Genomic DNA, 23429 nt, shown 5'->3' with positions numbered 1-23429 from the left:
CGCTCCGCTTACAGCGTGAGCGCCTGCTGCATGATCGCAGCCTGCTCGGCGGCGTGCACCTTCGGCGAACCGGTCGCGGTCGACGCCGCCGACGCGCGCGAGACGCGGCTGATGGTGCGACCGTTGAGGTTCTTCACGACCTCGAGGGCGATGAAGGGCCATGCGCCCTGGTTCTCGGGCTCGTCCTGCACCCACACCAGTTCGGCGTTCGGGTAGGCGTCGATGACGGCGTTGAGCTCGTCGATGGGGGCCGGGTAGTACTGCTCCAGGCGCACCAGGGCGATCTCGGGGTTCGGGTTCTTGTCGAGCTCGGCGCGCAGATCCCAGTGGATCTTGCCGGCGTGCAGCAGCACGCGCTTGACCGCCGACTTGTCGAGACCGCGGTTGTCGTCGATCACCGGTTCGAAGCGGCCGGTGAGGAAGTCCTCGACCGGGCTCGTCGCGCCGCGCAGGCGCAGCATCGCCTTCGGGGTGAAGACGATCAGCGGGCGGCGCGGACGCGCGTACGCCTGGCGGCGCAGCAGGTGGAAGTACGACGCCGGGGTCGACGGGCGCGCGACGGTCATGTTGTCCTGCGCGCACATCTGCAGGTACCGCTCGATGCGTGCCGACGAGTGGTCGGGTCCCTGACCCTCGTAGCCGTGGGGGAGCAGCAGCACGACGCTCGACTGCTGGCCCCACTTCTGGTCGGCAGCCGAGATGTACTCATCGATGACCGACTGGGCGCCGTTGGCGAAGTCGCCGAACTGGGCCTCCCACAGCACGAGCGAGTCGGCGCGCTCGACCGAGTAGCCGTACTCGAACGCCATCGCCGCGTACTCGCTCAGCAGCGAGTCGTAGACGTAGAAGCGCCCCTGGTCCTCGCTGAGGTTCGTGAGCGGGATCCACTCCTGGCCGTTCGCGCGATCGTGCAGCACGGCGTGGCGCTGCACGAAGGTGCCGCGACGCGAGTCCTGACCCGCGAGACGCACGTTGGTCTTCTCGAGCAGCAGCGAGCCGAAGGCCAGCAGCTCGCCGAAGCCCCAGTCGATCGAGCCGTTGCGGCTCATGTCGAGCCGCTTGTCGAGCAGCTGCTGCAGCTTGGCGTGGACCGTGAAGCCGTTCGGCTTGTTCACGAACGTGTCGCCGATCAGGTTCACCATCTCGCGGGAGACGCCCGTGGTCGCCGGCTCTCCGGCGGCCGGCACGTCGCCCGCTTCGGGCACGAGGATCGGCGAGGAGCCGGTCTCGGCCGCGTGGGTCTCGGCGAACGCGATCTCGAGGCGGCTCTGGAAGTCCTGCTTCGCCTTCTCGTACTCTTCTTCGGTGATGTCGCCGCGACCGACGAGAGCCTCGGTGTAGAGGCGGCGCACGGAGCGCTTCGCCTCGATGAGGTTCGTCATGAGGGGCTGGGTCATCGACGGGTCGTCGCCCTCGTTGTGACCGCGGCGGCGGTAGCAGACGACGTCTACGACGACATCGCGGTGGAACCGCTCGCGGTAGGCGAAGGCCAGCTGCGCCACGCGCGTGACGGCCTCCGGGTCGTCGCCGTTCACGTGGAAGATCGGCGCTTGGATCGTCTTGGCGACGTCGGTCGCGTACACCGAGGTGCGGGCGTCGGTCGGCGTCGTGGTGAAGCCGACCTGGTTGTTGACGACCACGTGGACGGTGCCGCCGGTGCGGTAACCGCGCAGCTGCGACATCTGCAGCGTCTCGACGACGACGCCCTGGCCGGAGAAGGCCGCGTCGCCGTGGACGAGGATCGGCAGCCATGTGAACGTGCCGATGGGCTTGCGGTCCTGCTTCGCGCGGACGATGCCCTCGAGCACGCCGTCGACGGTCTCGAGGTGCGACGGGTTCGCGGCGAGGTACACCGGCAGCTCGGACTCGTTGTCGGCGACGAACGTGCCCTCGGTGCCGAGGTGGTACTTGACGTCGCCCGACCCGCTCTTCGAGCCGATCGCGACGGAGCCCTCGAACTCGCGGAACACCTGGCCGTACGTCTTGCCGGCGATGTTCGTCAGCACATTGAGGCGACCGCGGTGCGCCATGCCGATCGCAGCACCGTCGAGGCCCGCCTGGGCCGCGCCCTGCAGGATCTCGTCGAGGAGGGGGATCAGCGACTCGCCACCCTCGAGGCTGAAGCGCTTCTGGCCGACGTACTTCGTCTGCAGGAACGTCTCGAACGCCTCGGCCTGGTTCAGCTTGTCGAGGATGCGCAGCTGCTCGTCGTGCCCGGGCTTCTGGTACTTGACCTCGACGTTCTCCTGGAACCACGCGCGCTGCGTCGGGTCCTGGATGTGCATGTACTCGATGCCGATGGTGCGGCAGTACGAGTCGCGCAGCACGCCGAGGATGTCGCGGAGCTTCATCTGGCGCTTGCCGCCGAAGCCGCCGGTGACGAACTCGCGGTCGAGGTCCCAGAACGTGAGGCCGTGCTGCTCGATCTCGAGGTCGGGGTGCGTGCGCTGCTGGTACTGGAGCGGGTCGATGTCGGCCATGAGGTGACCGCGCACCCGGAACGAGTTGATGAGCTCCTGCACGCGCGCGGTCTTGTCGACGCGCTCGGCGAGGTCGACGTTGATGTCGGACGCCCAGTGGATCGGCGCATACGGGATGCGCAGCGCGGCGAAGATGTCCTCGTAGAAGCTGCGCTGCCCGATGAGCAGCTCGTGCACCTTCTTGAGGAACTCGCCCGACCCGGCACCCTGGATGACGCGGTGGTCGTAGGTGCTCGTCAGCGTGATCGTCTTGCCGATCGCGAGCTCGTTGAGCGTCTTGTCGCTCGCGCCCTGGAACTCGGCGGGGTACTCGAGGGCGCCGGCGCCGACGATGCAGCCCTGGCCCTTCATGAGCCGCGGCACGGAGTGCACCGTGCCGATGCCGCCGGGGTTGGTCAGCGAGATCGTGGTGCCCTGGAAGTCGGCCGCGGTGAGCTTGTTGCCGCGTGCACGCGTGACCAGGTCCTCGTAAGTGGTGAGGTACTCGTTGAACGTCAGCTGCTCGGCGCGCTTGATGCTCGGAACGAGGAGAGCGCGGGTGCCGTCGGGCTTCGGGAGGTCGATCGCGATGCCGAGGTTGATGTGCGCGGGCGCGACGAGCGACGGCTTGCCGTCGACCTCGGCGTAGAACACGTTCTGGCTCGGGAACTCCTTGAGCGCCTGGATGATCGCCCACCCGATGAGGTGCGTGAAGCTCACCTTGCCGCCGCGCGTGCGCGACATGTGGTTGTTGATGACGATGCGGTTGTCGATCATCAGCTTCGCCGGCACCGTGCGCACGCTCGTCGCCGTCGGCACGGTCAGCGACTCGTCCATGTTGGCGGCGAGGGCCTTCGGCATGCCGCGCAGCGTCGTGACGACATCGGCGTCGGCCTCGCCGTCGGCTGCCGACGGCTGTGCCTTCGGCGCCTGCGCCGGGATCGGCTGCGGCGCGGCCGGGCGCGCGGTGGTGCGCGCCACCGGCTGCGTGCCGATCACCGGGATCGGCGCCGTCACCGGACGCGGCTCGGATGCCGTCGGCGGGGTCGTCGCCGGGGGCGCGGCGGGCGCGGCCGCCGCGGGCGCGGCCTGGGTCGGTGCTGCTCCGTCGACGGGGTGGTAGGCCTCGAGAACGGGCCACCACGCCTTGTCGACGGAGTTCCGGTCGATCTTGAACTGTTCGTACAGCTCCTCGACGAGCCACTCGTTGGCTCCGAACTCTCCCTCGTTCGAAACCCCGACGCCCGTCACCTGGCTCGACACGCTGAATCGCCTGCTTTCATCGGTGAAGTTCTGGGATGCGCGGGGGGCGCGAACCGCCCTCACACACGACGGTTAAGCCTAGCCCAGTCTGCGCGGGAGGTTCGGGCCCTCCGGGGCCGCGAACCTGAAAGAACCCGCATGATTATCCGCACAGGAACTGTCACTAACCTTGGCGGTCATGGAGTTCTACGGCGAAACACCCGACGTCGACCTGACCTACTCTGACGTCTTCCTCGTCCCGCGGCGCTCGGCGATCACGAGCCGCCTCGATGTCGACCTCGCTCCTGGCGACGGCACGACGGCCACCCTTCCTCTGGTCTCGGCGAATATGAACTCGGTCACGGGGGCGCGCCTCGCGGCCACGCTGGCGCGCCGCGGCGGCCTCGGAGTCCTCCCGCAGGACATGCCGCTGCAGGAGCTCGACGCCGCGATCCGCTGGGTCAAGGCGCAGCCGGTCGCGTGGGACACCCCGCTCGTGCTGCCGCCCGATGCGACCGTCGCCGACGCCGCGCGGCTGCTCCCCGCGACCGAGGGGCACGGCATCGTGGTCGCCGACGCCTCGTCCGGTCACGTCGACGCCGATGAGATCCTCGGCATCGTCCCGGCCGCCCGGCTCGGCACCGCCCTGCCCGACGCACGCCTGGGTGACCTCGCGCGTGGGCGCGCAGCATCCGTCGATGCCGATGACATCGAGAGCGCGCGCCACGCGTTCGACGTGATCGTCGCCGCGGAAGCCGAGACCGTGTGCGTGCTGCACCACGGGCACCTCGTCGGCACCCTCTCGCGCCGCAGCGCACTGCGCTCGACGCTGTACCGCCCGGCCGTCGACGCATCGGGTCGCCTCATCGTCGCCGCGGCCGTCGGCATCAACGGAGACGTCGCGTCGAAGGCGAAGGCCCTTGCCGGCGCGGGCGTCGACGTCCTCGTCGTCGACACCGCCCACGGGCACCAGGAGGGCATGCTCCGCGCGCTGCGGGCCGTCGCCGACCTCGACCTCGGCATTCCGATCGCAGCCGGCAACATCGTCAGCGCCGAGGGCGTGCACGACCTCGTCACCGCCGGCGCCACCATCCTCAAGGTCGGCGTGGGCCCCGGCGCCATGTGCACGACGCGCATGATGACCGCGGTCGGCCGTCCGCAGTTCTCCGCCGTCCTCGAGACGGCCGAGGCCGCCCGCATCATGGGGGCGCACGTGTGGGCGGACGGCGGTGTGCGCTACCCGCGCGACGTCGCGCTGGCGCTGGCGGCGGGTGCGGCATCCGTCATGATCGGCTCGTGGTTCGCGGGGACCATCGAGGCGCCCGGCGAGCTGCAGATCGACGACGCCGGCCGGGCCTACAAGGAATCGTGGGGCATGGCCTCGACGAAGGCCGTGCACGAGCGCTTCGGGCGTCTCGATCCTTACGAGCTCGCCCGCAAGGAGCTCTTCGCCGAGGGCATCTCGTCGTCGAAGATCTACCTCGACCCGCTCCGCCCCGGCCTCGAGGACCTGCTCGACATGATCACGTCGGGCGTGCGGTCCTCCTTCACGTACGCGGGCGCGTCGACGGTCGCCGAGTTCCATGACCGCGCGCGCGTCGGCCTGCAGTCGGCGGCCGGTTACGAAGAGGGCAAGGCGCTGCCGGTCAGCTGGTGAGGATGCTCCGGATGCTGCGGCCCGCGGCATCCGTGATGCCGAAGGCTTCGTCAGCGCAGGCGGGCGAGTGCCTGCTCGTGCACGGCCGGGTCGGAATCCATTCCGGCTGGTGACTCTGGGGCGTACACGACGAGCTCGGTGAACCCGAGCGACGCGGCGTGCTCGGCGGCCGCGAGGTACGCGTCGACGCTCGTCGTGGGGCGCACGCGGCCGAACCCCAGCAGCAGCGAGCGACGCACCGCCGACGGATCCCGGCCGGCGCTCCGGCACGCCTCGTCGAATCCCCGCGCCTGCTGTGCGAGCAGCGCCCAGTACTCCTCGGCGTCGAGCTGGGTCGACCCGGGGCCGCCGTACGAGTTCCAGGTGTCGGCATACGCGGCGGCGAGCGCCAGCGCACGGGGCCCGTGTGCGGCGAGCAGCAGCTCCGGGCGGGCGACCCCCTCGGGTGCCGGCAGGGTCTCGAGACCGCGGAACGAGGTCGTGCGACCTTCCCACTCGGTCGTCCCGTCGAGCACCGCCCGGTAACCCCGCACCACGTCCGCGAAGCGCGCCGACATCTCGGCAGGGCTCTCGCGGGTGCCGTGATCGGCCAGTGCGCACGTCGGCGCACCCATGCCGAGGCCGAGGACGAGGCGACCGCCCGAGATGTCCTGCACGGTCATCGCCACGCGGGCGAGCGTGACCGGCGTGCGGAACACGGCCGATGCCACGAGCGTGCCGAGGCGGATGCGCTCGGTGACGGCGGCCGCCGCGGTGAGCGTGGTGAAGGCCTCGCTCAGCCACAGGCCGGGCGCCGTCGCGTGCGTGAGGTGGTCGTAGGTGTACACGACGTCGTACCCGACCTGCTCGGCCCACCGGTACCACCGCTCCTGTTCGCGCCACGATCCGACCGGCGGAACCACGAGGCTGATCCTGTCCAGTGCCATAGCGCCATGGTGGCACCCATCCCAGGATCGTGCGGAGATGCCTGCCGTAGACTTGTCGGCACGATGGACGACCCTCCTAGTTGCAGACAATCGCCCCACCGACCCTCCACCCCGATGAACGGGGGTGATGCGTGATGGATTACGTCATGTTGGGCGTGGGGCTTCTTCTCACAATCGGCACCGGCCTGTTCGTCGCCAGCGAGTTCGCGCTCGTGAACCTCGACCGGGCGGACCTCGAGGCCCGCCAGGCCGCCGGTGAAAACCGGCTCTCGCTCACGATCAGCGCGTTGCGCATCACCTCGACCCACCTGTCGAGCGCGCAGCTCGGCATCACCCTCACCACCCTGCTCACCGGTTACACGATGGAGCCGGCGATCTCGAACCTGCTCGCGCCGGTGTTCGACGCGTGGGGCATCCCGAGCGGGGTGTCACGACCCCTCGCCGCCATCATCGGCGTCTCGATCGCGACCGTCTTCTCGATGATCATCGGCGAGCTCGTGCCCAAGAACTTCGCACTCGCGGTCCCACGTCAGACCGCCAAGCTCGTCATGCCGTTCCAGGTGGCGTTCACGACGGTGTTCCGCCCCGCGATCGTCGTGCTCAACGGCAGCGCCAACGGCGTGCTGCGCTCCGTCGGCATCGAGCCGAAGGAGGAGCTCTCCGGCGCCCGCACCGCCGAGGAGCTCTCGAGCCTCGTCCGCCGCTCGGCGAGCGCCGGCGTGCTCGAGGAGGACACCGCGTCGCTCCTCGACCGCAGTCTCACCTTCGCGCGGCTCTCGGCAGCCGACGTCATGACGCCGCGCCCGAGCATCCACGCCCTCGCGGCCGACGACTCCGCGGAGGACGTCATCCAGCTCGCCCGGCGCACCGGCCACAGCCGGTTCCCCGTCTACGGCGAGGACATGGACGACATCACCGGCATCGTGCACCTGAAGGCCGCGGTCGGCGTTCCCCGTGAGCGTCGGGCCGACGTGCCCGCCGCCGCGCTCGCGACCGAGCCGCTGCGCTTCCCCGAGGCGGTCCACCTCGACGTGCTGGTCGCCGAGCTGCGTGCCCGCGGGTACCAGATGGCCGTCGTCGTCGACGAGTACGGCGGCACGGCCGGCGTCGTCACCCTCGAGGACCTCGTCGAGGAGATCGTCGGCGAGGTGCTCGACGAGCACGACCGCCGTCGCGCGGGCATCGTCCGGGTGGAGGACACCGTGATCTTCCCCGGCGAGCTCCGCCCCGACGAGGTGCGCGACCGCACGGGCATCCGCATCCCCGAGGGCGACGTCTACGACACCGTCGGCGGGTACATCATGAGCGTGCTCGAGCGCATCCCGGTCGTCGGCGACAGCGTCGAGATCGAGGACGGCACCATCGAAGTGCAGCGCATGGAGGGCCGCCGCGTCGACCGCGTGAGGTTCACACCCACGCCGATGCCCCACGAAGGCGCGAACGAGGGGGGTGATCGCCGATGAACGACTGGGCAGGAATCGCCTGGCTGGTGGTGCTCCTCATCGCCAACGCCTTCTTCGTCGGCGCCGAGTTCGCCGTCATCTCGGCACGACGCTCGCAGATCGAGCCCCTCGCCGAGAAGGGATCGCGCGCGGCCAAGACGGCGCTGTACGCGATGGAGCACGCGACGCTCATGCTGGCGACGAGCCAGCTCGGCATCACGATCTGCTCGCTGCTGATCCTGAACGTGTCGGAGCCCGCCATCCACCACCTGCTGGCCGAGCCGCTGGGGCTCACCGGCTGGTCGGAGGCCGTCGTCGACGGCGTCGCCTTCGCGGTGGCGCTCATCGTGGTGTCCTACCTGCACGTCGTGTTCGGCGAGATGGTGCCGAAGAACCTCGCGTTCTCGGTGCCCGACCGCGCCGTGCTCATGCTCGCGACGCCGCTGGTGTGGGTGTCGAAGATCTTCCACCCGGTGATCGTGACCCTGAACTGGATCGCCAACCACATCGTGCGGCTGTTCCGCGTCGAGCCGAAGGACGAGGCCGCCTCGACCTTCACGCTCGAAGAGGTCGCCACGATCGTCAACCAGTCCCGCATCGAGGGCGTGCTCCACGACGCCTCGGGCACGGTGGCCGCGGCTGTCGAGTTCACCGACAAGAAGGCCGCGGACGTCGCGGTGCCGCTGTCGCAGCTCGTGACGCTCCCCGAGATCACGACTCCCGACGAGATCGAGCGCGCGGTCGCCAAGCACGGCTTCTCGCGCTACGTGATCGTCGACGAGGCGGGCCTGCCGCTCGGCTACGTGCACCTGAAGGACATCCTCCGGGCGGCCGAGGGGCCGGATGCCGCGACCGATGTCGCCCTCCCGATCGCGACGAAGCGCATCCACCACATGGTGCCCGTGCTCGAGTCGACCGATCTGGAGGACGCGCTCGCCGTGATGCGCCGCGCCGGACGCCACCTCGCGCAGGTGCGCAACGAGTCCGGTGAGATCACCGCGGTGCTGTTCCTCGAGGACATCATCGAGGAGCTCATCGGCGAGGTGCAGGACGCCACGCGCCGTCGCGGCTTCTGACGAACGAGATGAGCGGATGCTGCGGCCCCGGGCCGCGGCATCCGCTCATCGCCTTTCGTGTCAGAGGCGGGCGCGGAGGTACTGCGCCGGCCAGTAGTCGATGTCGGCCCCCAGCTCGGCGGCGGCACGCAGGCCGTAGTGCGGGTCGCGCAGCCACTCGCGGCCGGCCATCACCGCGTCGGCGAGGTCTTCGGCGAGCACGCGCTCCGCGTGGGCGGCGTCGTCGATCATGCCGACGGCGTTGACCGGAACCCCCGCCTCGCGCCGCACGCGCGCCGCGAGCTCGACCTGGTACCCCGGGCCCGTCGTGAGCTTCTGGTGGGCGACGAGTCCGCCGCTGGAGATGTCGAAGAAGTCCGCGCCGCGCTCCGCCGCCCAGCGGGCGACCGTCGCGGTCTCGTCGGGGTTCCAGCCGCCGTCGGCCCAGTCGGTGGCGGAGAACCGCACGATGACCGGAACGCCGGGGGCGGCCTCGGTCACCGCCTCCAGCACGCGCAGCAGCAGACGCGCCCGATTCTCGAGCGGACCGCCGTATTCGTCGTCGCGCAGGTTCGACAGCGGCGACAGGAACTGGTGCAGCAGGTACCCGTGCGCACCGTGCAGCTCGAGCACCTGGAATCCGGCGGCGACGGCGCGGCGCGCGGCCGCCGCGAAGTCCGCCACGATGCGGTCGATGCCCGCGAGATCGAGGGCGACGGGCTCGGCGTAGCCGTCGAACGCGATCGCCGACGGGGCGACGGTGGCCCAGCCGCCGTCAGCTGCGGCGACCGAGCCGCGGCGGCCGGAGAACGGCGACCAGGTGGAGGCCTTGCGGCCCGCGTGGGCGAGCTGCACGCCCGCGACGGCGCCGCGGCTGCGGATCGCGGCGACGATCGGCGCCCACGCGCCCTGCTGCGCGTCGTTCCACAGCCCGGTGTCCTCGGGTGAGATCCGGCCCTCGGGCGACACCGCCGTCGCCTCCGCCATGACGAGCCCGGCGCCACCCGAGGCAAACTGCGCGAGGTGCGTGTGGTGCCACTCCTGCGGCACCCCGTCCACCGCGCTGTACTGGCACATCGGCGAGACCCAGAGGCGGTTGCGCACCGTGAGGTCGCGCAGGGTGAGGGGGGTGAACAGGCGGCTCATCTGGTCTCCGGATCGGATCGGGTGGGCGGTACTGTGGCCGCATGGTGAGGACGTGGACGCGCGCCGATGCCGCTCGCGCCCTGCGGAGGCCAACCGCCGGCGACGACAAGTATTCCCGAGGCGTGCTCGGCATGCGGACGGGCTCCGAGGCCTACCCGGGGGCAGCGGTCCTCGGTGTCGAGGCCGCGTGGCGCACCGGCCTCGGCATGGTGCGCTACCTCGGACCCGCCCGTTCCACCGACCTGGTGCTGGCACGCCGGCCCGAGACGGTGACCGCCGACGGGCGCGTGCAGGCGTGGGTGATCGGATCGGGAACGGATGCCTCGGCCCGCACGCCGTCCGAAACCGCGGCGCTGCGGGCGATCCTCTCCGACACCGACCCGGTCGTCGTCGACGCCGGGGCGCTCGACCTCGCCGCGGAGGCCACGGCCCCCCGCATCCTCACGCCGCACGACCGCGAGCACGCACGCCTGCGCTCGGCGCTCGGACTCGGGCATGCGCCGGCCGACCGCGTCGCCGCCGCCCGCGAGACCGCCGAGGCCACTGGCGCCGTCGTCCTGCTCAAAGGCGCCGTCACCGTCGTCGTGGCGCCCGACGGATGGGCGGCGACGGTCGAGGCCGGCACGCCCTGGCTCGCCACCGCGGGCACGGGGGATGTGCTCGCCGGCGTCATCGGAGCCCTGGTCGCCGGAGCGATGGCGCACGAAGGACGCACGGTCCCCACGCCCTCTCCACACGGCGCTGGCGCGCCGCGCGGAGCCTCGGGGCGCGTGGGCCCAGCCGCGACCCTCGCCGCCCTCGCCGCCTCCGGCGCATGGCTGCACGGGCGGGCGGGGGCGATCGCCGCGCAGGGCGCGAGCATCGCGGGGGCGTCGAGCTCCCCACCGTTCGGCGACGGGCCGATCACGGCTCTGGATGTCGCGGACGCCCTGCCCCGCGCCGTCGCCGAGGCTCTCGCGCACTCCTGAACCAGCCCCACTGCGGGCACAGAATCGGAGGTCGCGCGCGACGCGCCGTGTCGCGGCATCCGTTTCCGGCGCGTCGGGCATCATCTCCGATTCTGTGCGCGTCCAGGACGTTCCGCGGGCGCTCCCTAGGATGAAGGGGTGTTGCGGCGGATGTGGGTGTGGATCGCGTTCGTCCTCGTCCACGCGGTCGTCATCTGGCTCGGCTTCGCCGGCGACCACGCCGCCTCGTGGGACGTCGATCAGCTGTACCGCTGGTGGGCCGGGCTCACGCTCGGCGGCGATGTCGTGCCGGGCATCACCGAGGACTGGATCTATCCGCCGCTGGCGCACCTGCCGATCCTTCTCGTCGGGGCGCTGCGCGGTGTCGTGGACTACACCCTGGGCTGGGGACTGCTCGTGACGGCGCTCGATGCCGCGGCCTTCGCGGTGCTCGTCGGCCGCGGGCGCTCGCGCGGCCGCATGATCGCGGCGTGGTTCTGGCTGGCGGCGATCCTCGCGCTCGGCGGCGTGGGCATGTTCCGGCTCGACGGCGTGACGGTGCCGATCGCGGTCGCCGGTTCGCTGTTTCTCGTCGGCCGACCGTGGCTGGGCTCCGTGCTCCTCGCCGTGGCCACGTGGATCAAGGTGTGGCCGGCGGCACTGCTCGCCGCGGCGGTGATCGCGGTGCGTCGCCGGCTCGCGGTCGTCGGCGGCGCTGCCGCCGTCTCGGCGGTCGTCGTGGGGGTCGTCCTGCTCGCCGGCGGCGGCCCGCACCTGCTCGGCTTCGTGGGCGACCAGACCTCGCGGGGCCTGCAGATCGAAGCGCCGGTGAGCAGCGCCTACCTGCTGCTCGCGCTGGCGGATGTGCCCGATGCGCGGATCTTCTACGACCCCGACCTGATCACTTTCCAGATCACCGGCCCGTCGGTCGACACCGTCATCATGCTGATGACCCCCGTCCTCATGCTCGGGATGCTCGCCATCGCGGTGATCGGCGCCGTCAAGGCGTGGCGCGGGGCGTCGTTCGTCGCGCTCTTCCCGCCGCTGGCCCTCGCGCTGGTGCTCGGCTTCATCGTCCTCAACAAAGTGGGGTCGCCGCAGTACATGACGTGGCTGATCGCGCCGGTCGTCGTGGGTCTCGCGATCGATCGGCGGCGGTGGCTGCGCCCCGCAGTCCTGACCGTGGTGATCCTCGCCCTCACCCAGTGGCTCTTCCCGTTCGCCTACGACTGGCTGCTCGTGCTGTGGCCCGCGGCAGTCTGGCTCGTCGTCCTGCGCAACGTGATGCTCGTCGCGCTGTTCGCGTGGGTCGTCGTGAGGCTGGTGCGGCTCCCGGTGCGGCAGCCGGTGGCGCTGCGCGTGTCAGAGTAGACCCCGTCCCCCTCGAGACCCGGAGGTCCCCATGCTCGTCGCCTTCTCTGTCGCCCCCAGCGGAACCGGCCGCGCCGACGGCTCGGTGCACGACGCCGTGGCTGCCGCCGTGCGAGTCGTGCGCGACAGCGGTCTGCCGCACCGCACGACCTCGATGTTCACCGAGATCGAGGGGGAGTGGGACGAGGTCTTCGACGTCGTCAAGCGCGCGACCGACGCCGTCGCGCCGTACGGCTCCCGCGTCTCGCTCGTGCTCAAGGCCGACATCCGGCCGGGCTACGCGGGCGAGCTCGACGGCAAGATCGAGCGCCTCGAGGCCGCGATCGACCGCCAGGAGGGCGACGCCGGCGCCGAGTGAGACTCCTCCTGCCGAGCACTCATGACACTCCGCGACGAGGGCGCCCGAATCGATTCGACAGGATCATCCGGCCGCCGGTAGCATGACGCCGTGACCTCCTCGAATCTGACGAGGGGGGCGGCGACGTGGGCGCTCCTTTCCCTCGCCGTCGGCAGCTTCGGCATCGGCATGACCGAGTTCGTCGTCATGGGCCTGCTGCCGAACATCGGCTCCGACCTGCTCCCGTCGCTCTGGCAGCTCCGCCAAGAGGACGCCATCTACCAGGCCGGCTGGCTCATCTCGCTCTACGCCCTCGGTGTCGTGGTCGGTGCCCCGACCATCGCCGGTGCGGTGGCGAAGTATCCGCGCCACCGCGTGATGATCGGGCTCGCGCTCGCCCTCACGGTCTTCAACGCGCTCACCTTCCTGGCGCCGACGTTCGAGTGGGTCGCGGCATCCCGGTTCCTCGCGGGGCTCCCGCACGGCGCGTACTTCGGCATCGGGGCGCTCGTCGCCGCCGACGTCCTCGGGCCGGGCAAGCGGGCGAAAGGCGTCGCGTTCGTGCTCACCGGCCTCACGGTCGCGAACGTCGTCGGCGTGCCACTGGGCACCTACCTCGGCCAGCAGCTGGGATGGCGGGCGGCGTTCATGGTCGTCGCGGCCATCTTCGCGGCGGCCACCGTGCTCATCGCGTTCTTCGTGCCCGAGCATCCGGGGGATCCCTCCCGCACGCTGCGTGCGGAGCTCAAGGTGTTCCGCATCGGTCAGGTCTGGCTGGCGCTCGGCGTCGGCGCGATCGGCTTCGGCGGGTTCTTCGCGGTGTACAGCTACGTCGCGCCGCTGGTGACCGAGGTCGCGGGATCGCCGGAGTGGGTCGTGCCGATCGTGCTCGTGCTCATCGGGCTCGGCATGACCGTCGGCAACCTCGTCGGCGGCCACCTCGCCGACGTCGACCTGACGCGGACGCTCATTGGGGGCCTCGTGGGGCTCGCGGCGGTGCTCGCGCTGCTCGCGCTGACCGCCCACTGGATCTGGGCGCTCGCGTTCTTCGTGTTCGCCGTAGGGTTCGTGGCGTCGGCGCTCAGTCCCACGATCCAGACGCGGCTGATGGATGTCGCCGAGGACAACCAGTCGATCGCGGCGGCCCTGAACCACTCGGCCCTCAACATCGGCAACAGCCTGGGCGCCTTCCTCGGCGGCGTCGTCATCGCGGCCGGATGGGGGTTCGGCGCACCCGCGTGGGTGGGCGTGGGCCTTGCTCTCGCCGGGCTGGTGCTGGCGTCGGCGAGCCTGATCCTCGAGCGCCGCAGGGTGCCCGTCGCTGTCTGAGCTCCGCGCCGCGGGCTTCGGCCATGGATAGAGTGTGCGGATGCCGGAACCGACGCCGTCCTCCGACCGCGCTCTGCAGGCGCTGAGCGACTCGATCGGCGGCGCTCGCACGCGCCGCCCCGAGGACGCCACAGACCCGGCCATCCCCGTCGCCGCGACCGTCGTGCTGCTGCGCGACGCCGGCGAGGGGCTTGAGGTGCTGATGATCGAGCGGCCGGACCGTGGATCTTTCGCCGGTGCGTGGGTGTTCCCCGGCGGCAAGCTCGAAGACGCCGACCGGGGCGCCGAGGGCGACCCGGAGGAGGCCGTCGCCCGTCGCGCCGGCGTGCGCGAGACGCACGAGGAGACCGGGCTCGCACTCGACATGGACGCGCTCGTGACGCTGTCGTGCTGGGACCCGCCGCCAGGCCTCGCGCTGCGCATCCGCACGTGGTTCTTCGTCGCACCGGCCGCGGCGGGCGCCATCACGCTGTCGGCCGACGAGGCTGTCGCCGCCGAGTGGCTGCGCCCCGCCGACGCGCTCGCGCGACACGGGCGTGGCGGGTTGACGCTGTATCCGCCGACGTGGGTGACCCTGCACGGGCTGGCCGAGCACGCCGACGTCGACTCCGTGGTCGGGGCCGTGCGCCTCCGCGGCGTCGAGCGCTTCGAGACGGTCGCGCGCCGTGGTGGCGAGGGACCCCTCCTCATGTGGCAGGGAGACGACGAATGGGAGGCGGACGCCGAGGGCGCAGCATCCGGATCCCGTCATCGCCTCGAGATCGGCGCCCTGCCGTGGCGCTACGAGCGCACGGACTGAGACCCCGAGGGGTCAGGCTTCGAGCAGCCGCCGCAGGTGCGCCCCGACGGCGTTCGTCTCGATGAGGAACCCGTCGTGGCCGAAGTCGCTCGACAGCACCACGGCGCGATCGCCGTCGAGCGTGTTGCGGATGCCGCGCGCGATGCGGTGCTGACCGTCGATGGGGAAGAGACGGTCGCTGTCGATGCCGAGCACCAGGGCCTTGGCGGTGACCAGGGACAGGGCGTCCTCGACGCCGCCGCGATCGCGGCCGACGTCGTGCGAGTTCATCGCCTCGACGAGTGTGATGTACGAGTTGGCGTCGAAGCGGCGCGTGAACTTGTTGCCGTGGAAGTCGAGGTAGGACTCGACGGCGAAGCGCCCGCCATGCCCGAGCGGGCTCACCCCGGATTGCCACGTGCGCTGGAAGCGCTGGTTGAGCTCGGTGGGGGACCGGTAGTTGAGCAGCGCCATCCGCCGGGCGAGCGCGAGCCCGCGGTTCGGACCGTCGCCGTCACCCGCGTCGTAGTACTCGCCGCCCTGGAACCGCGGATCGATGCGGATCGCCTCGAGCTGCACCGAGTTGAGCGCGACCTGGTCGGCCGTGTTGACGGGCGGCGACGACAGGATGCCGACCCGCTCCACGCGGTCGGGGAGCATGACCGACCACTCGAGCGCATGCATGCCGCCCATCGATCCGCCGACGACGGCGGCCCACACGTCGATGCCCAGGGCGTCGGCCAGGCGCACCTGCGCGGCGACCTGGTCGCGGATCGTCAGGTACGGGAAGCGCGACGCCCACTCATAGCCGTCGGGTCCGATGGATGCGGGGCCGGTCGATCCCTGGCATCCGCCGAGCATGTTCGGGGCGACGACGAACCAGCGGTCGGTGTCGATGGGCGCGCCGGGGCCGACGATGTCGTCCCACCAGCCCGAGGTCGGATGCCCCGCGCCGGCCGGCCCGCGCACGTGGCTGTCGCCGGTGAGGGCGTGCAGCACGAGCACGGCGTTGTCGCGCGCGGCGTTGAGCTCGCCCCATGTCTCGTAGGCGAGGCGGTACGCGGGAAGCTCGCGGCCTCCCTCGGTGCGGAACGCCCCGAACGCGGCGAAGTGGCGCTCGCCCACGGGATCGCCGTCGCGCCACGCGCCGGTCGCCGGAGGGCGGCCCAGCAGCAGGCGCGCGTCGGCCTCCGTCACAGGTGCGCTCGGCACCGTGTCTTCGGAGGTCTGCCAGTCCATCCGTCCATTCTCGCCTGAGCATGCGCCTGCATGCTGTCTGTTACGGGTACGGGAATGACGGATGCCGTGTGCCGGCGCAGTGCGCAGGCACACGGCATCCGTGTCCCGAGGAGGGGGATCAGGCGCGAGCGGCCTCCGACACGCGGCGTGCCGCGGCGAGTGCCTGCTCGAGGTCGGCCTTGAGGTCGTCGATGTTCTCGAGACCCACCGAGAGGCGCACGAGGCCCGGCGTGACACCGGTCGTGAGCTGCTGCTCGGGCGTGAGCTGCGAGTGCGTCGTCGACGCGGGGTGGATGACGAGCGAGCGCACGTCGCCGATGTTGGCGAGGTGGCTGAAGAGCGTCAGCGAGTTGACGAACTCGCGGCCCGCCTCGACGCCGCCCTTGAGCTCGAACGACAGCACCGCGCCGACGCCCTTCGGGGCGTACGCGTTGGCGGCCGCGTACCACGGCGACGTCGGCAGGCCCGAGTAGTTGACCGAGGCGACGTCGGAGTGGTTCTCGAGCCACTCCGCGATCTCCTGCGCGTTCTGCACGTGGCGCTCGACGCGCAGCGACAGCGTCTCGATGCCCTGGATCAGCAGCCACGCGCTGTTCGGCGAGATGGCCGAGCCGAGGTCGCGGAGCAGCTGCACGCGCGCCTTGATGATGTAGGCGAGGCCGTCGCCGACCGCGGCCGTGTAGGACGCGCCGTGGTACGACGGGTCCGGAACCGTGAGGCCCGGGAACTTGTCGACGTTCTTCGACCACTCGAACGTGCCGCCGTCGACGATCACGCCGCCGATGGTCGTGCCGTGGCCGCCGAGGAACTTCGTGGCCGAGTGGACGATGATGTCCGCGCCGTGCTCGAACGGCTTGATGAGGTACGGGGTCGCGATCGTGTTGTCGACGATGAGCGGCACGCCGTTCTCGTGGGCGACGTCGGCGACACCGCGGATGTCGAGCACGTTGATCTTCGGGTTGCCGATGGTCTCGGCGAAGAACAGCTTCGTGTTCGGGCGGACCGCGCGGCGCCACTCCTCGAGGTCGTCCTGGTTCTCGACGAACGTGACCTCGATGCCGAGCTTGGCGAGCGTGTACTTGAAGAGGTTGTAGGTGCCGCCGTAGATGGAGCTCGACGACACGATGTGGTCGCCCGCCTCGGCGATGTTGAGCACCGCGAACGTCGCCGCGGCCTGGCCGCTCGCGAGCAGCAGGGCGCCGGTGCCCCCCTCGAGCGCGGCAAGGCGCTCCTCGACGACGGCCTGCGTCGGGTTCTGGATGCGCGTGTAGATGTTGCCGAACTCGGCGAGCGCGAAGAGGTTGGCCGCGTGGTCCGCGTTGTCGAAGACGTACGACGTGGTCTGGTAGATCGGCGTCGCGCGAGCCTTGGTCACCGGGTCGGGCTGGGCCCCCGAGTGGATCTGCTTGGTCTCGAAACGCCAGTTCTCGGGTGCGGACATGGCCTGCTCCTGCGGGATCGGATGCCGGGAGCGTGCCCCCCAGCCGGGTTCGAGAGTACGGAGAACCCCGGGTTGTCAACAACGTGGGGGAAATGTGACGTAACGCGGTCGGGTCCCAGCAATCCCTGTCGGGGAGTGCCTCCGGGCGCGACGTGGGTAGCGTTGTGGTCATGGCGAACAGACGTGCAGTGGTGACCGGGGCGAGCTCGGGGATCGGCGAAGCGGCGGTGCGGGCGCTGCGGGCGAGCGGATGGGATGTGGTCGGCGTCGCCCGGCGCGCCGATCGGCTCGCCGCCCTGGAGGCCGAGACGGGTGCCGTCGCGTTCGCGGCAGATCTCACGGCCGACGCCGACGTCGAGGCGCTCGCCGCCTTCCTGGCGGACTCCGGCCCGGTGCACGCCCTCGTCCACGTCGCCGGCGGCGCACGCGGCACCGACCGCGTCGAGGACGGCCGCGTCGAAGACTGGCAGTGGATGTTCGACGTCAACGTGCTGTCGGCACAGCGGCTGGTCGCAGCGCTGCTGCCGCAGCTGCGCCGGGCTGCGGCATCCGACGGTCACGCCGACACCCTCTTCGTCACCTCCACCGCCGCGCAGACCGCGTACGCCGGCGGCGCCGGCTACAACGCCGCCAAGGCCGGCGAGGCGATGATCGCGCACGCGCTGCGGCTCGAGCTGAACGGCGAGCCGATCCGCGTGATCGAGGTCGCTCCGGGCATGGTGCAGACGCCGGAGTTCACCCTCAACCGCCTCGGCGGCGACAGTGCGGCGGCCGAGCGCGTGTACGACGGCGTCGAGAAGCCGCTCACTGCCGACGACGTGGCCGACGTCATCGCGTACGCGCTCAATGCACCCGGCCACGTCAACCTCGACCTCATCACCATGCGCCCGGTCGCGCAGTCGGCGCAGTTCCTCCTCGCGCGCGGCCCGCTGCGCCCGCGCGGCACGGAGGAGCTGTGACCCTCGCCGACGGCATCGTCGTCACCTATCCGGCCGGCGCCACCTCCTCCCGCGGCACGGTCGTCCACGTCACCGATGCCGGCGACGGCCGAACCGCCGTCGTCCTCGACGAGACCGCGTTCCACCCGGTCGACACCGCGTGGCCCGATCAGCCCGCCGACCGCGGCACGCTGGGCGTGGGCGGCGCCGAGCTCGTCGTGGTCGACGCCGTCGTCGGCGCGACGCAGGGTGACGGGCTGCTGCTCGGCCCCGACGTCCCCGTGCGCACGGGCACCGAGGGCTGGACCTTCGTCGTCGCCCACCTCGTCGAGAACGGCGCCGCGGTTGCGGCGGGCGACACGGTGGACGTGACGGTGGATGCCGCCTACCGCGCCGCGCTCTCGGCAGGGCACACCGCCTGCCACCTGGCCTCTCTCGCCCTCGACGCGGCACTCGCCGACGCGTGGCGCAAGGACGCGCCCACCGATGCGCTCGGCGCCCCGGCCTTCGACGCCCTCGCGATCCAGGAGTCGCGGATCCTGCCGGACGGCTCTTGCGACGTCTACCGCATCGGCAAGTCTCTGCGGCGCAAGGGGTTCGACCCCGACGCGCTCGGCGACCTCGACGCCCTTGCGGCACGGGTGGACGCGCAGCTCGCGGACTGGATCGCCGCGGGCGGCGCGGTGCGCATCGAGCGCGACGGCGACACGCTCGCCGATCGGCGCACGTGGGTGTGCGAGCTGCCGGGCGCCGAAGCGAGGATCCCCTGCGGCGGTACTCACGTCGCCTCTCTCCACGAGCTCACGGCGGCGACCGTGGCGTTCACGTCCGCGCCGGTCGAGGGCGGCCTCGAGCTCGTCATGACCACGACGGTGGAGCGCGCCTGAGATGGCGATGACCCTGCCCGAGCTCGCCGACGCCGGACTCATCGACCCGGAGTGGTCGGCGGCGCTCGCACCCGTCGCTGCGGACATCGCGGCGCTCGGCGAACGCCTCCGCGCCGAGGTCGCCGCCGGACGCCAGTATCTGCCGGCCGGCGACCTCGTGCTGCGGGCGTTCCAGCGCCCGCTTCCCGACGTGAAGGTGCTCATCGTCGGGCAGGACCCGTACCCCACGCCGGGGCATCCGATCGGGCTCTCGTTCGCGGTCGACGCGCATGTGCGACCGCTGCCGCGCAGCCTCGGGAACATCTACCAGGAGCTGGAGACCGACCTCGGCATCCCGCGCGCGCCGCACGGCGACCTGTCGGCGTGGAGCGACCAGGGGGTCATGCTGCTGAACCGCGTGCTCACGGTCGCGCCGGGCGCGCCGGCATCCCATCGCGGCTGGGGCTGGGAGAAGGTGACCGAGCACGCCATCCGCACGCTCGTCGCGCGCGACAGGCCGCTCGTGGCGATCCTGTGGGGACGGGATGCCGCGAACCTCCGACCGCTCCTCGGCACGACGCCGATCATCGAATCGCCGCACCCGTCGCCGCTGTCGGCGAGCCGTGGGTTCTTCGGCTCGCGGCCGTTCTCGCGGTCGAACGAGCTGCTCGCCCAGCAGGGCGCCGACCCCGTCGACTGGCGAGTGCCCGCGTAGGGGCCGCCGGCCGATCGCAGACATCGAGGAGGAGTTCATGCTCGAAGAGGAATACGACAAGGACCGCCGCAAGCTGCCGCGCCATCTGCAGCGGCAGCCCGAGCCCGAGCGTCCGTTCTCGTTCACGATCCGTCCTGTCGAGGACCGGGACATCCCCGACATCCGCGAGATCTACAACTACTACGTCACCAACTCGGTCGTGACCTTCGACGAAGACGTGTGGTCGGTGGCCCAGTGGCGCAAGAAGCGCGACGGCCTCGCCAAGCAGGGGCTGCCCTTCCTCGTGGCGGAGTCACCGTCGGGTCAGGTCCTCGGCTATGCGCTCGTGCAGCCCATGTCGAGCAAGTCCGCGTACCGGTTCTCGGTCGAGAACTCGATCTACCTCGGCCAGGCCGCGACCGGCAAGGGGCTCGGTCGCGCGTTGCTCGAAGCCCTCATCGAGGCGTGCGAGGCAGCCGGGATCCGGCAGATGGTCGCGGTGATCAGCGACAAGGGCGCCGAAGGATCGGTCGCCCTGCACGAGAGGATGGGCTTCGTCGAGGTCGGCCGCATGGGCCGCGTCGGCTTCAAGTTCGGCAGGTGGCTCGGGACGATCTACATGCAGAAGGCGCTCAAGCCGGCGAAGAAGAAGGGCCTCTTCACGCGCTGAGCGTCAACGGCTCGGCCGATCGGGGTCGGCACTCTGCCGGCTCCAGTCGCGCACGGCGTCGACGAGTTCGCGCCAGGCGCCCACGACCTCGTCGTCGGGCAGCTCCGCCTCGAGGGGGCCGGTCCCCGACCACGTCGCGCGGATGAACCACACGAAACCGTCGGGCATCGGTTCGCGGTTGCCCGCTTCGCTCCACGGGCAGCGGTCGATGAGGGTGATCCACTCGGACGCCTCCGCCTCGGGCGGCTGCGCCGACCACCGTCGCGTCATGCCGGCGATGCCACCGGTGCGCGCGACGTCGATCTCGACCGCGGGCGGCGCCGCGGAAGGTGCGGTCGGGTCAGGACTCGGCTTCTCGGTCATTCGGGATCACGCCGACGCCCGTCCACCCGGCGCGGACGGCGGCGACCTCCTCCGACTCCTCACCGTACTCCGCAGCGGCCGCGGCGAGGGTGGCGCGTGCGAAGGTGGTGAAATCGGCCGTGGACGGGAGCGTCCCCGACGTCAGGGCGCGGTACCAGATGAGCCCGGCGCGCTCCCACGCATGGCCGCCGAGCGCCTTCGCCGTGAGGTAGAACGCGTGATTGGGGATGCCCGAGTTGATGTGCACTCCGCCGTTGTCGTCGCGGGTCTCGACGTAGTCGCGCATGTGCGCGGGCTGCGGGTCCTTGCCGAGCACGTCGTCGTCGTACGCCGTGCCGGGGGCCTTGAGCGACCGCAGCGCGACGCCCTGCACGGCGTCGGTGAAGATCCCCTCGCCGATGAGCCACGTCGCCTCGGCGACCGTCTCCCCATCGCGGTGCTGCTCGGCCAGGGCGCCGAAGACGTCGGCGATCGACTCGTTGAGCGCGCCGGATTGGCCGCGGTACAGGAGGCCTCCCTCGTCTTCGATCACGCCGTGCGCGAGCTCGTGCGCGATCACGCTGAGCGACCGGGTGAACCCGCGGAACACCTCGTCGTCGCCGTCGCCGAAGACCATGCGCTCACCGTTCCAGAACGCGTTGTCGTAGTCGCGGCCGTAGTGCACGGTCGCCAGGAGCGAGCTGCCCGAGCCGTCGATGCTGTCGCGGGCGTAGGAGTCCCACCAGAAGTCGTACGTCGCGCCGAGCCCGTCGTACGCTTCGTCGACGGAGGCGTCGCCCGTCGCCGGGTCGTCCTCGCCGCGCACCCGGGTACCCGGCAGCACTTCTCGGTGCTTCGCGTCGGAGATCTCGCGGTCGGGTGCGGGCGTCGCCTCGGCGACGAGCGTTCCCGGCTCCTGGATCGACAGGCGCAGGCGAGAGCGCACCGGACGGTATTCGCGCGGCGCCGCGAGGGTGCGGTGCGCCGCGTCGGCCGCACGAGCCCAGTTCTCCTCCTGCACGGCGGCGATGCGGGCGAGCAGGTACGGGGGGACGATTCCGGGGCTCATGCTCCGAACCTACTGGCCGTCACCGACAGGGTGCGCTGCCGACGCACGTGCGCGCGACGCGCCAGGCAGCGGCGATGTCGACCGCGGCGCGGTCACCTGACGAGGGGCGGCGAGCCCGATGAACCCTCACTGCCGAGGGGTCGCCGGCACCGGGGCGCCGCACAGCGTGGGCGGGGAGCTCGATGTGCAGGCGACCATCGTCGCCCACAGGCGCACCGCGGAGGCGCAGCGCGCTGAAACAAGCGAGCCGTCCGCCGAGACGCACCGCCTCCCGGACCGCAGCGTCGACACCCGGCGTGACGTACCAGCCGATCCGCACCCGCACCAGCCGCCCGTAGGACACGAACATCCGGATGTCGACGTCCGAGAGTCCGATGCGGTGCAGGTCGCGGGTGGACGCGACGTGACCCGAGCGCGCCATCGCCATCTGCCAGGACGTCACGAAGCCATGATCGCCGCCCACGCGCACGGTTGTTCCGCCGGAGATGCTCCTGGGGATGAGGACGACCCGCCACACCCCCGGGGAGGAAGCGGCCGCCGCGCAAACGGGCGGTCTCGGCGATGATCGCGGCATCCGTCTCTCGACGACCCTCGCGGGTCCTGACCGAGCGTCCTCATCCCCAGGACTGTTTCTCCAAGGGCCCGTCGCTCGTCGCGCGACACACCACCGGGGAGCGGCCGGGACGAGGCGAGGCCTCCGCGACTACCTGCCGTTCTCGATGACCGGGATGGAGGCCAGCAGCCGCCGCGTGTACGCGACCTGGGGCTGCAGCAGCACCTTCTCGGTCGGGCCCTCCTCGACGATGCGGCCGTCCTTCATGACGACGACCTCGTCGCACAGGTTCTGCACGACGCCGATGTCGTGCGACACCATCAGCAGCGTCAGGCCGTCGCGCACCCGCAGCTCGCCCAGCAGTTCGAGGATCTGCGCCCGGACCGTGACGTCGAGCGCCGACAGCGGCTCGTCGCCCACGAGCAGGCGGGGGCGGTGCACGATCGCGCGGGCGAGGGCGATGCGCTGCCGCTGGCCGCCCGAGAACTCGTGCGGGAAGCGGTCGGCCATGTCCGCCTCGAGGCCGACGTCCTCGAGCACCTCGCGCACGCGCGCGCGGCGGTCGCCGTCGATCCCCAGCGCCCACAGCGGCTCGCCGACGATGCGTCCGACGCTCATACGCGGGTCGAGCGACGCATACGGGTCCTGGAACACGATCCCCGTCTGCTTGCGCAGCCAGTGCAGCGACCGTGCCGAGGCGCTCGCGTCGACCGGTCGCCCATCGAACTCGAGGGTGCCGGCGGAAGGGGTGTCGAGCGCCAGCAGCAGGCGGACGAGCGTCGACTTGCCGGAGCCCGATTCGCCGATGAGGCCGACCGCAGAGCCTTCGCGCACGTCGATGTCCGCGTCCTCGAGTCCCGTCGTGAACGCCTGCTTCTCGAACAGGTGCGTCTTCGGCGTGGGGTAGCGCCGGGTGAGCCCGCGGCCG

The 23429-nt window shown here is 71.3% G+C and carries 21 protein-coding genes; 12 read left to right on the top strand and 9 right to left on the bottom strand.

Features of this window, described 5'->3' with window-relative positions:
* Nucleotides 1–8: 8 nt before the first annotated feature.
* Nucleotides 9–3722 (bottom strand): multifunctional oxoglutarate decarboxylase/oxoglutarate dehydrogenase thiamine pyrophosphate-binding subunit/dihydrolipoyllysine-residue succinyltransferase subunit, encoded by a 3714-nt coding sequence (locus tag ASF40_RS14845; RefSeq protein WP_056370419.1) that lies wholly within the window; start codon nucleotides 3720–3722, stop codon nucleotides 9–11.
* A 178-nt stretch (nucleotides 3723–3900) separates the two neighbouring features.
* On the opposite strand from ASF40_RS14845, the gene ASF40_RS14840 reads away from it, so the two are divergent.
* Nucleotides 3901–5358: a GuaB1 family IMP dehydrogenase-related protein gene (locus tag ASF40_RS14840; protein ID WP_056370416.1), complete on the top strand. Its 1458-nt coding sequence runs from the start codon at nucleotides 3901–3903 to the stop codon at nucleotides 5356–5358.
* A 50-nt stretch (nucleotides 5359–5408) separates the two neighbouring features.
* Here ASF40_RS14840 and ASF40_RS14835 read toward each other — a convergent pair whose 3' ends face one another.
* The gene (locus tag ASF40_RS14835) at nucleotides 5409–6284 is read right to left on the bottom strand and encodes an LLM class flavin-dependent oxidoreductase (protein ID WP_056370413.1); all 876 of its coding nucleotides are present in this window, start codon (nucleotides 6282–6284) and stop codon (nucleotides 5409–5411) included.
* Between the two features lie 134 nt (nucleotides 6285–6418).
* Here ASF40_RS14835 and ASF40_RS14830 point away from each other — a divergent pair, with 134 nt between their 5' ends.
* Together ASF40_RS14830 and ASF40_RS14825 are read left to right on the top strand one after the other, a co-directional pair.
* Nucleotides 6419–7747 (top strand): hemolysin family protein, encoded by a 1329-nt coding sequence (locus ASF40_RS14830; protein ID WP_056370412.1) that lies wholly within the window; start codon nucleotides 6419–6421, stop codon nucleotides 7745–7747.
* Nucleotides 7744–8802 carry a hemolysin family protein gene (locus ASF40_RS14825; protein ID WP_056370410.1) on the top strand — a complete coding sequence of 353 codons (1059 nt, stop codon included), beginning with the start codon at nucleotides 7744–7746 and terminating at the stop codon, nucleotides 8800–8802. Before ASF40_RS14830 ends, ASF40_RS14825 begins: the two co-directional genes overlap by 4 nt.
* A 60-nt stretch (nucleotides 8803–8862) precedes the next feature.
* On the opposite strand, the gene ASF40_RS14820 is transcribed toward ASF40_RS14825, so the two are convergent.
* The gene (locus ASF40_RS14820; protein ID WP_056370408.1) at nucleotides 8863–9927 is read right to left on the bottom strand and encodes an NADH:flavin oxidoreductase/NADH oxidase; all 1065 of its coding nucleotides are present in this window, start codon (nucleotides 9925–9927) and stop codon (nucleotides 8863–8865) included.
* 41 nt (nucleotides 9928–9968) lie between these two features.
* On the opposite strand from ASF40_RS14820, the gene ASF40_RS14815 reads away from it, so the two are divergent.
* From ASF40_RS14815 to ASF40_RS14795, 5 genes are all read left to right on the top strand, one after another.
* Entirely contained in the window at nucleotides 9969–10895 is a 927-nt protein-coding gene (locus tag ASF40_RS14815; protein ID WP_056370406.1) for an ADP-dependent NAD(P)H-hydrate dehydratase, read from the top strand.
* 138 nt (nucleotides 10896–11033) lie between these two features.
* On the top strand, nucleotides 11034–12245 hold the full coding sequence (locus ASF40_RS14810) for a glycosyltransferase 87 family protein (RefSeq protein WP_157549702.1): 1212 nt from the start codon (nucleotides 11034–11036) through the stop codon (nucleotides 12243–12245).
* A 31-nt stretch (nucleotides 12246–12276) separates the two neighbouring features.
* Nucleotides 12277–12603 carry a thiamine-binding protein gene (locus ASF40_RS14805; protein WP_056370403.1) on the top strand — a complete coding sequence of 109 codons (327 nt, stop codon included), beginning with the start codon at nucleotides 12277–12279 and terminating at the stop codon, nucleotides 12601–12603.
* A 90-nt stretch (nucleotides 12604–12693) separates the two neighbouring features.
* Nucleotides 12694–13911: an MFS transporter gene (locus ASF40_RS14800; RefSeq protein WP_268776134.1), complete on the top strand. Its 1218-nt coding sequence runs from the start codon at nucleotides 12694–12696 to the stop codon at nucleotides 13909–13911.
* 40 nt (nucleotides 13912–13951) lie between these two features.
* Nucleotides 13952–14710, top strand: a complete 759-nt coding sequence (locus ASF40_RS14795; protein ID WP_056370400.1) for an NUDIX hydrolase — start codon at nucleotides 13952–13954, stop codon at nucleotides 14708–14710.
* A 12-nt stretch (nucleotides 14711–14722) separates the two neighbouring features.
* Here the strand turns inward: ASF40_RS14795 and metX are convergent, their stop codons facing one another.
* Nucleotides 14723–15928, bottom strand: a complete 1206-nt coding sequence (gene metX, locus ASF40_RS14790) for a homoserine O-acetyltransferase MetX (protein WP_056370397.1) — start codon at nucleotides 15926–15928, stop codon at nucleotides 14723–14725.
* A gap of 118 nt (nucleotides 15929–16046) precedes the next feature.
* Nucleotides 16047–17369, bottom strand: a complete 1323-nt coding sequence (locus tag ASF40_RS14785) for a bifunctional o-acetylhomoserine/o-acetylserine sulfhydrylase (RefSeq protein WP_045297454.1) — start codon at nucleotides 17367–17369, stop codon at nucleotides 16047–16049.
* Nucleotides 17370–17539: 170 nt separating this feature from the next.
* On the opposite strand from ASF40_RS14785, the gene ASF40_RS14780 reads away from it, so the two are divergent.
* Genes ASF40_RS14780 through ASF40_RS14765 form a run of 4 tightly spaced genes read left to right on the top strand, consistent with a single transcriptional unit; the run spans nucleotide 17540 to nucleotide 20537 of the window.
* Entirely contained in the window at nucleotides 17540–18328 is a 789-nt protein-coding gene (locus ASF40_RS14780) for an SDR family oxidoreductase (protein ID WP_056370396.1), read from the top strand.
* Nucleotides 18325–19194 (top strand): hypothetical protein, encoded by an 870-nt coding sequence (locus ASF40_RS14775; RefSeq protein ID WP_056370393.1) that lies wholly within the window; start codon nucleotides 18325–18327, stop codon nucleotides 19192–19194. Before ASF40_RS14780 ends, ASF40_RS14775 begins: the two co-directional genes overlap by 4 nt.
* A 1-nt stretch (nucleotide 19195) precedes the next feature.
* Complete coding sequence (locus tag ASF40_RS14770) at nucleotides 19196–19888, top strand: uracil-DNA glycosylase (RefSeq protein ID WP_056370391.1); 693 nt, start codon at nucleotides 19196–19198, stop codon at nucleotides 19886–19888.
* A gap of 37 nt (nucleotides 19889–19925) precedes the next feature.
* Nucleotides 19926–20537 (top strand): GNAT family N-acetyltransferase, encoded by a 612-nt coding sequence (locus ASF40_RS14765; protein WP_056370389.1) that lies wholly within the window; start codon nucleotides 19926–19928, stop codon nucleotides 20535–20537.
* Nucleotides 20538–20540: 3 nt separating this feature from the next.
* Here the strand turns inward: ASF40_RS14765 and ASF40_RS14760 are convergent, their stop codons facing one another.
* The 4 genes from ASF40_RS14760 to ASF40_RS14745 form a co-directional block, all read right to left on the bottom strand.
* The gene (locus ASF40_RS14760) at nucleotides 20541–20900 is read right to left on the bottom strand and encodes a protealysin inhibitor emfourin (protein ID WP_056370387.1); all 360 of its coding nucleotides are present in this window, start codon (nucleotides 20898–20900) and stop codon (nucleotides 20541–20543) included.
* Nucleotides 20878–21948, bottom strand: a complete 1071-nt coding sequence (locus ASF40_RS14755; RefSeq protein WP_056370385.1) for a M4 family metallopeptidase — start codon at nucleotides 21946–21948, stop codon at nucleotides 20878–20880. The genes ASF40_RS14760 and ASF40_RS14755 overlap by 23 nt, the downstream gene beginning before the upstream one ends.
* A 19-nt stretch (nucleotides 21949–21967) precedes the next feature.
* Nucleotides 21968–22390 (bottom strand): type IV toxin-antitoxin system AbiEi family antitoxin domain-containing protein, encoded by a 423-nt coding sequence (locus tag ASF40_RS14750; RefSeq protein WP_157549700.1) that lies wholly within the window; start codon nucleotides 22388–22390, stop codon nucleotides 21968–21970.
* 261 nt (nucleotides 22391–22651) lie between these two features.
* The gene (locus ASF40_RS14745; RefSeq protein WP_442922707.1) at nucleotides 22652–23386 is read right to left on the bottom strand and encodes an ABC transporter ATP-binding protein; all 735 of its coding nucleotides are present in this window, start codon (nucleotides 23384–23386) and stop codon (nucleotides 22652–22654) included.
* Nucleotides 23387–23429: the final 43 nt, after the last annotated feature.

Source organism: Microbacterium sp. Leaf288 (assembly GCF_001422925.1).
GTDB lineage: Bacteria > Actinomycetota > Actinomycetes > Actinomycetales > Microbacteriaceae > Microbacterium.
The sequence above is the reverse complement of the archived record's forward strand: the minus strand, read 5'-3'. Positions and strand labels throughout refer to the sequence as shown.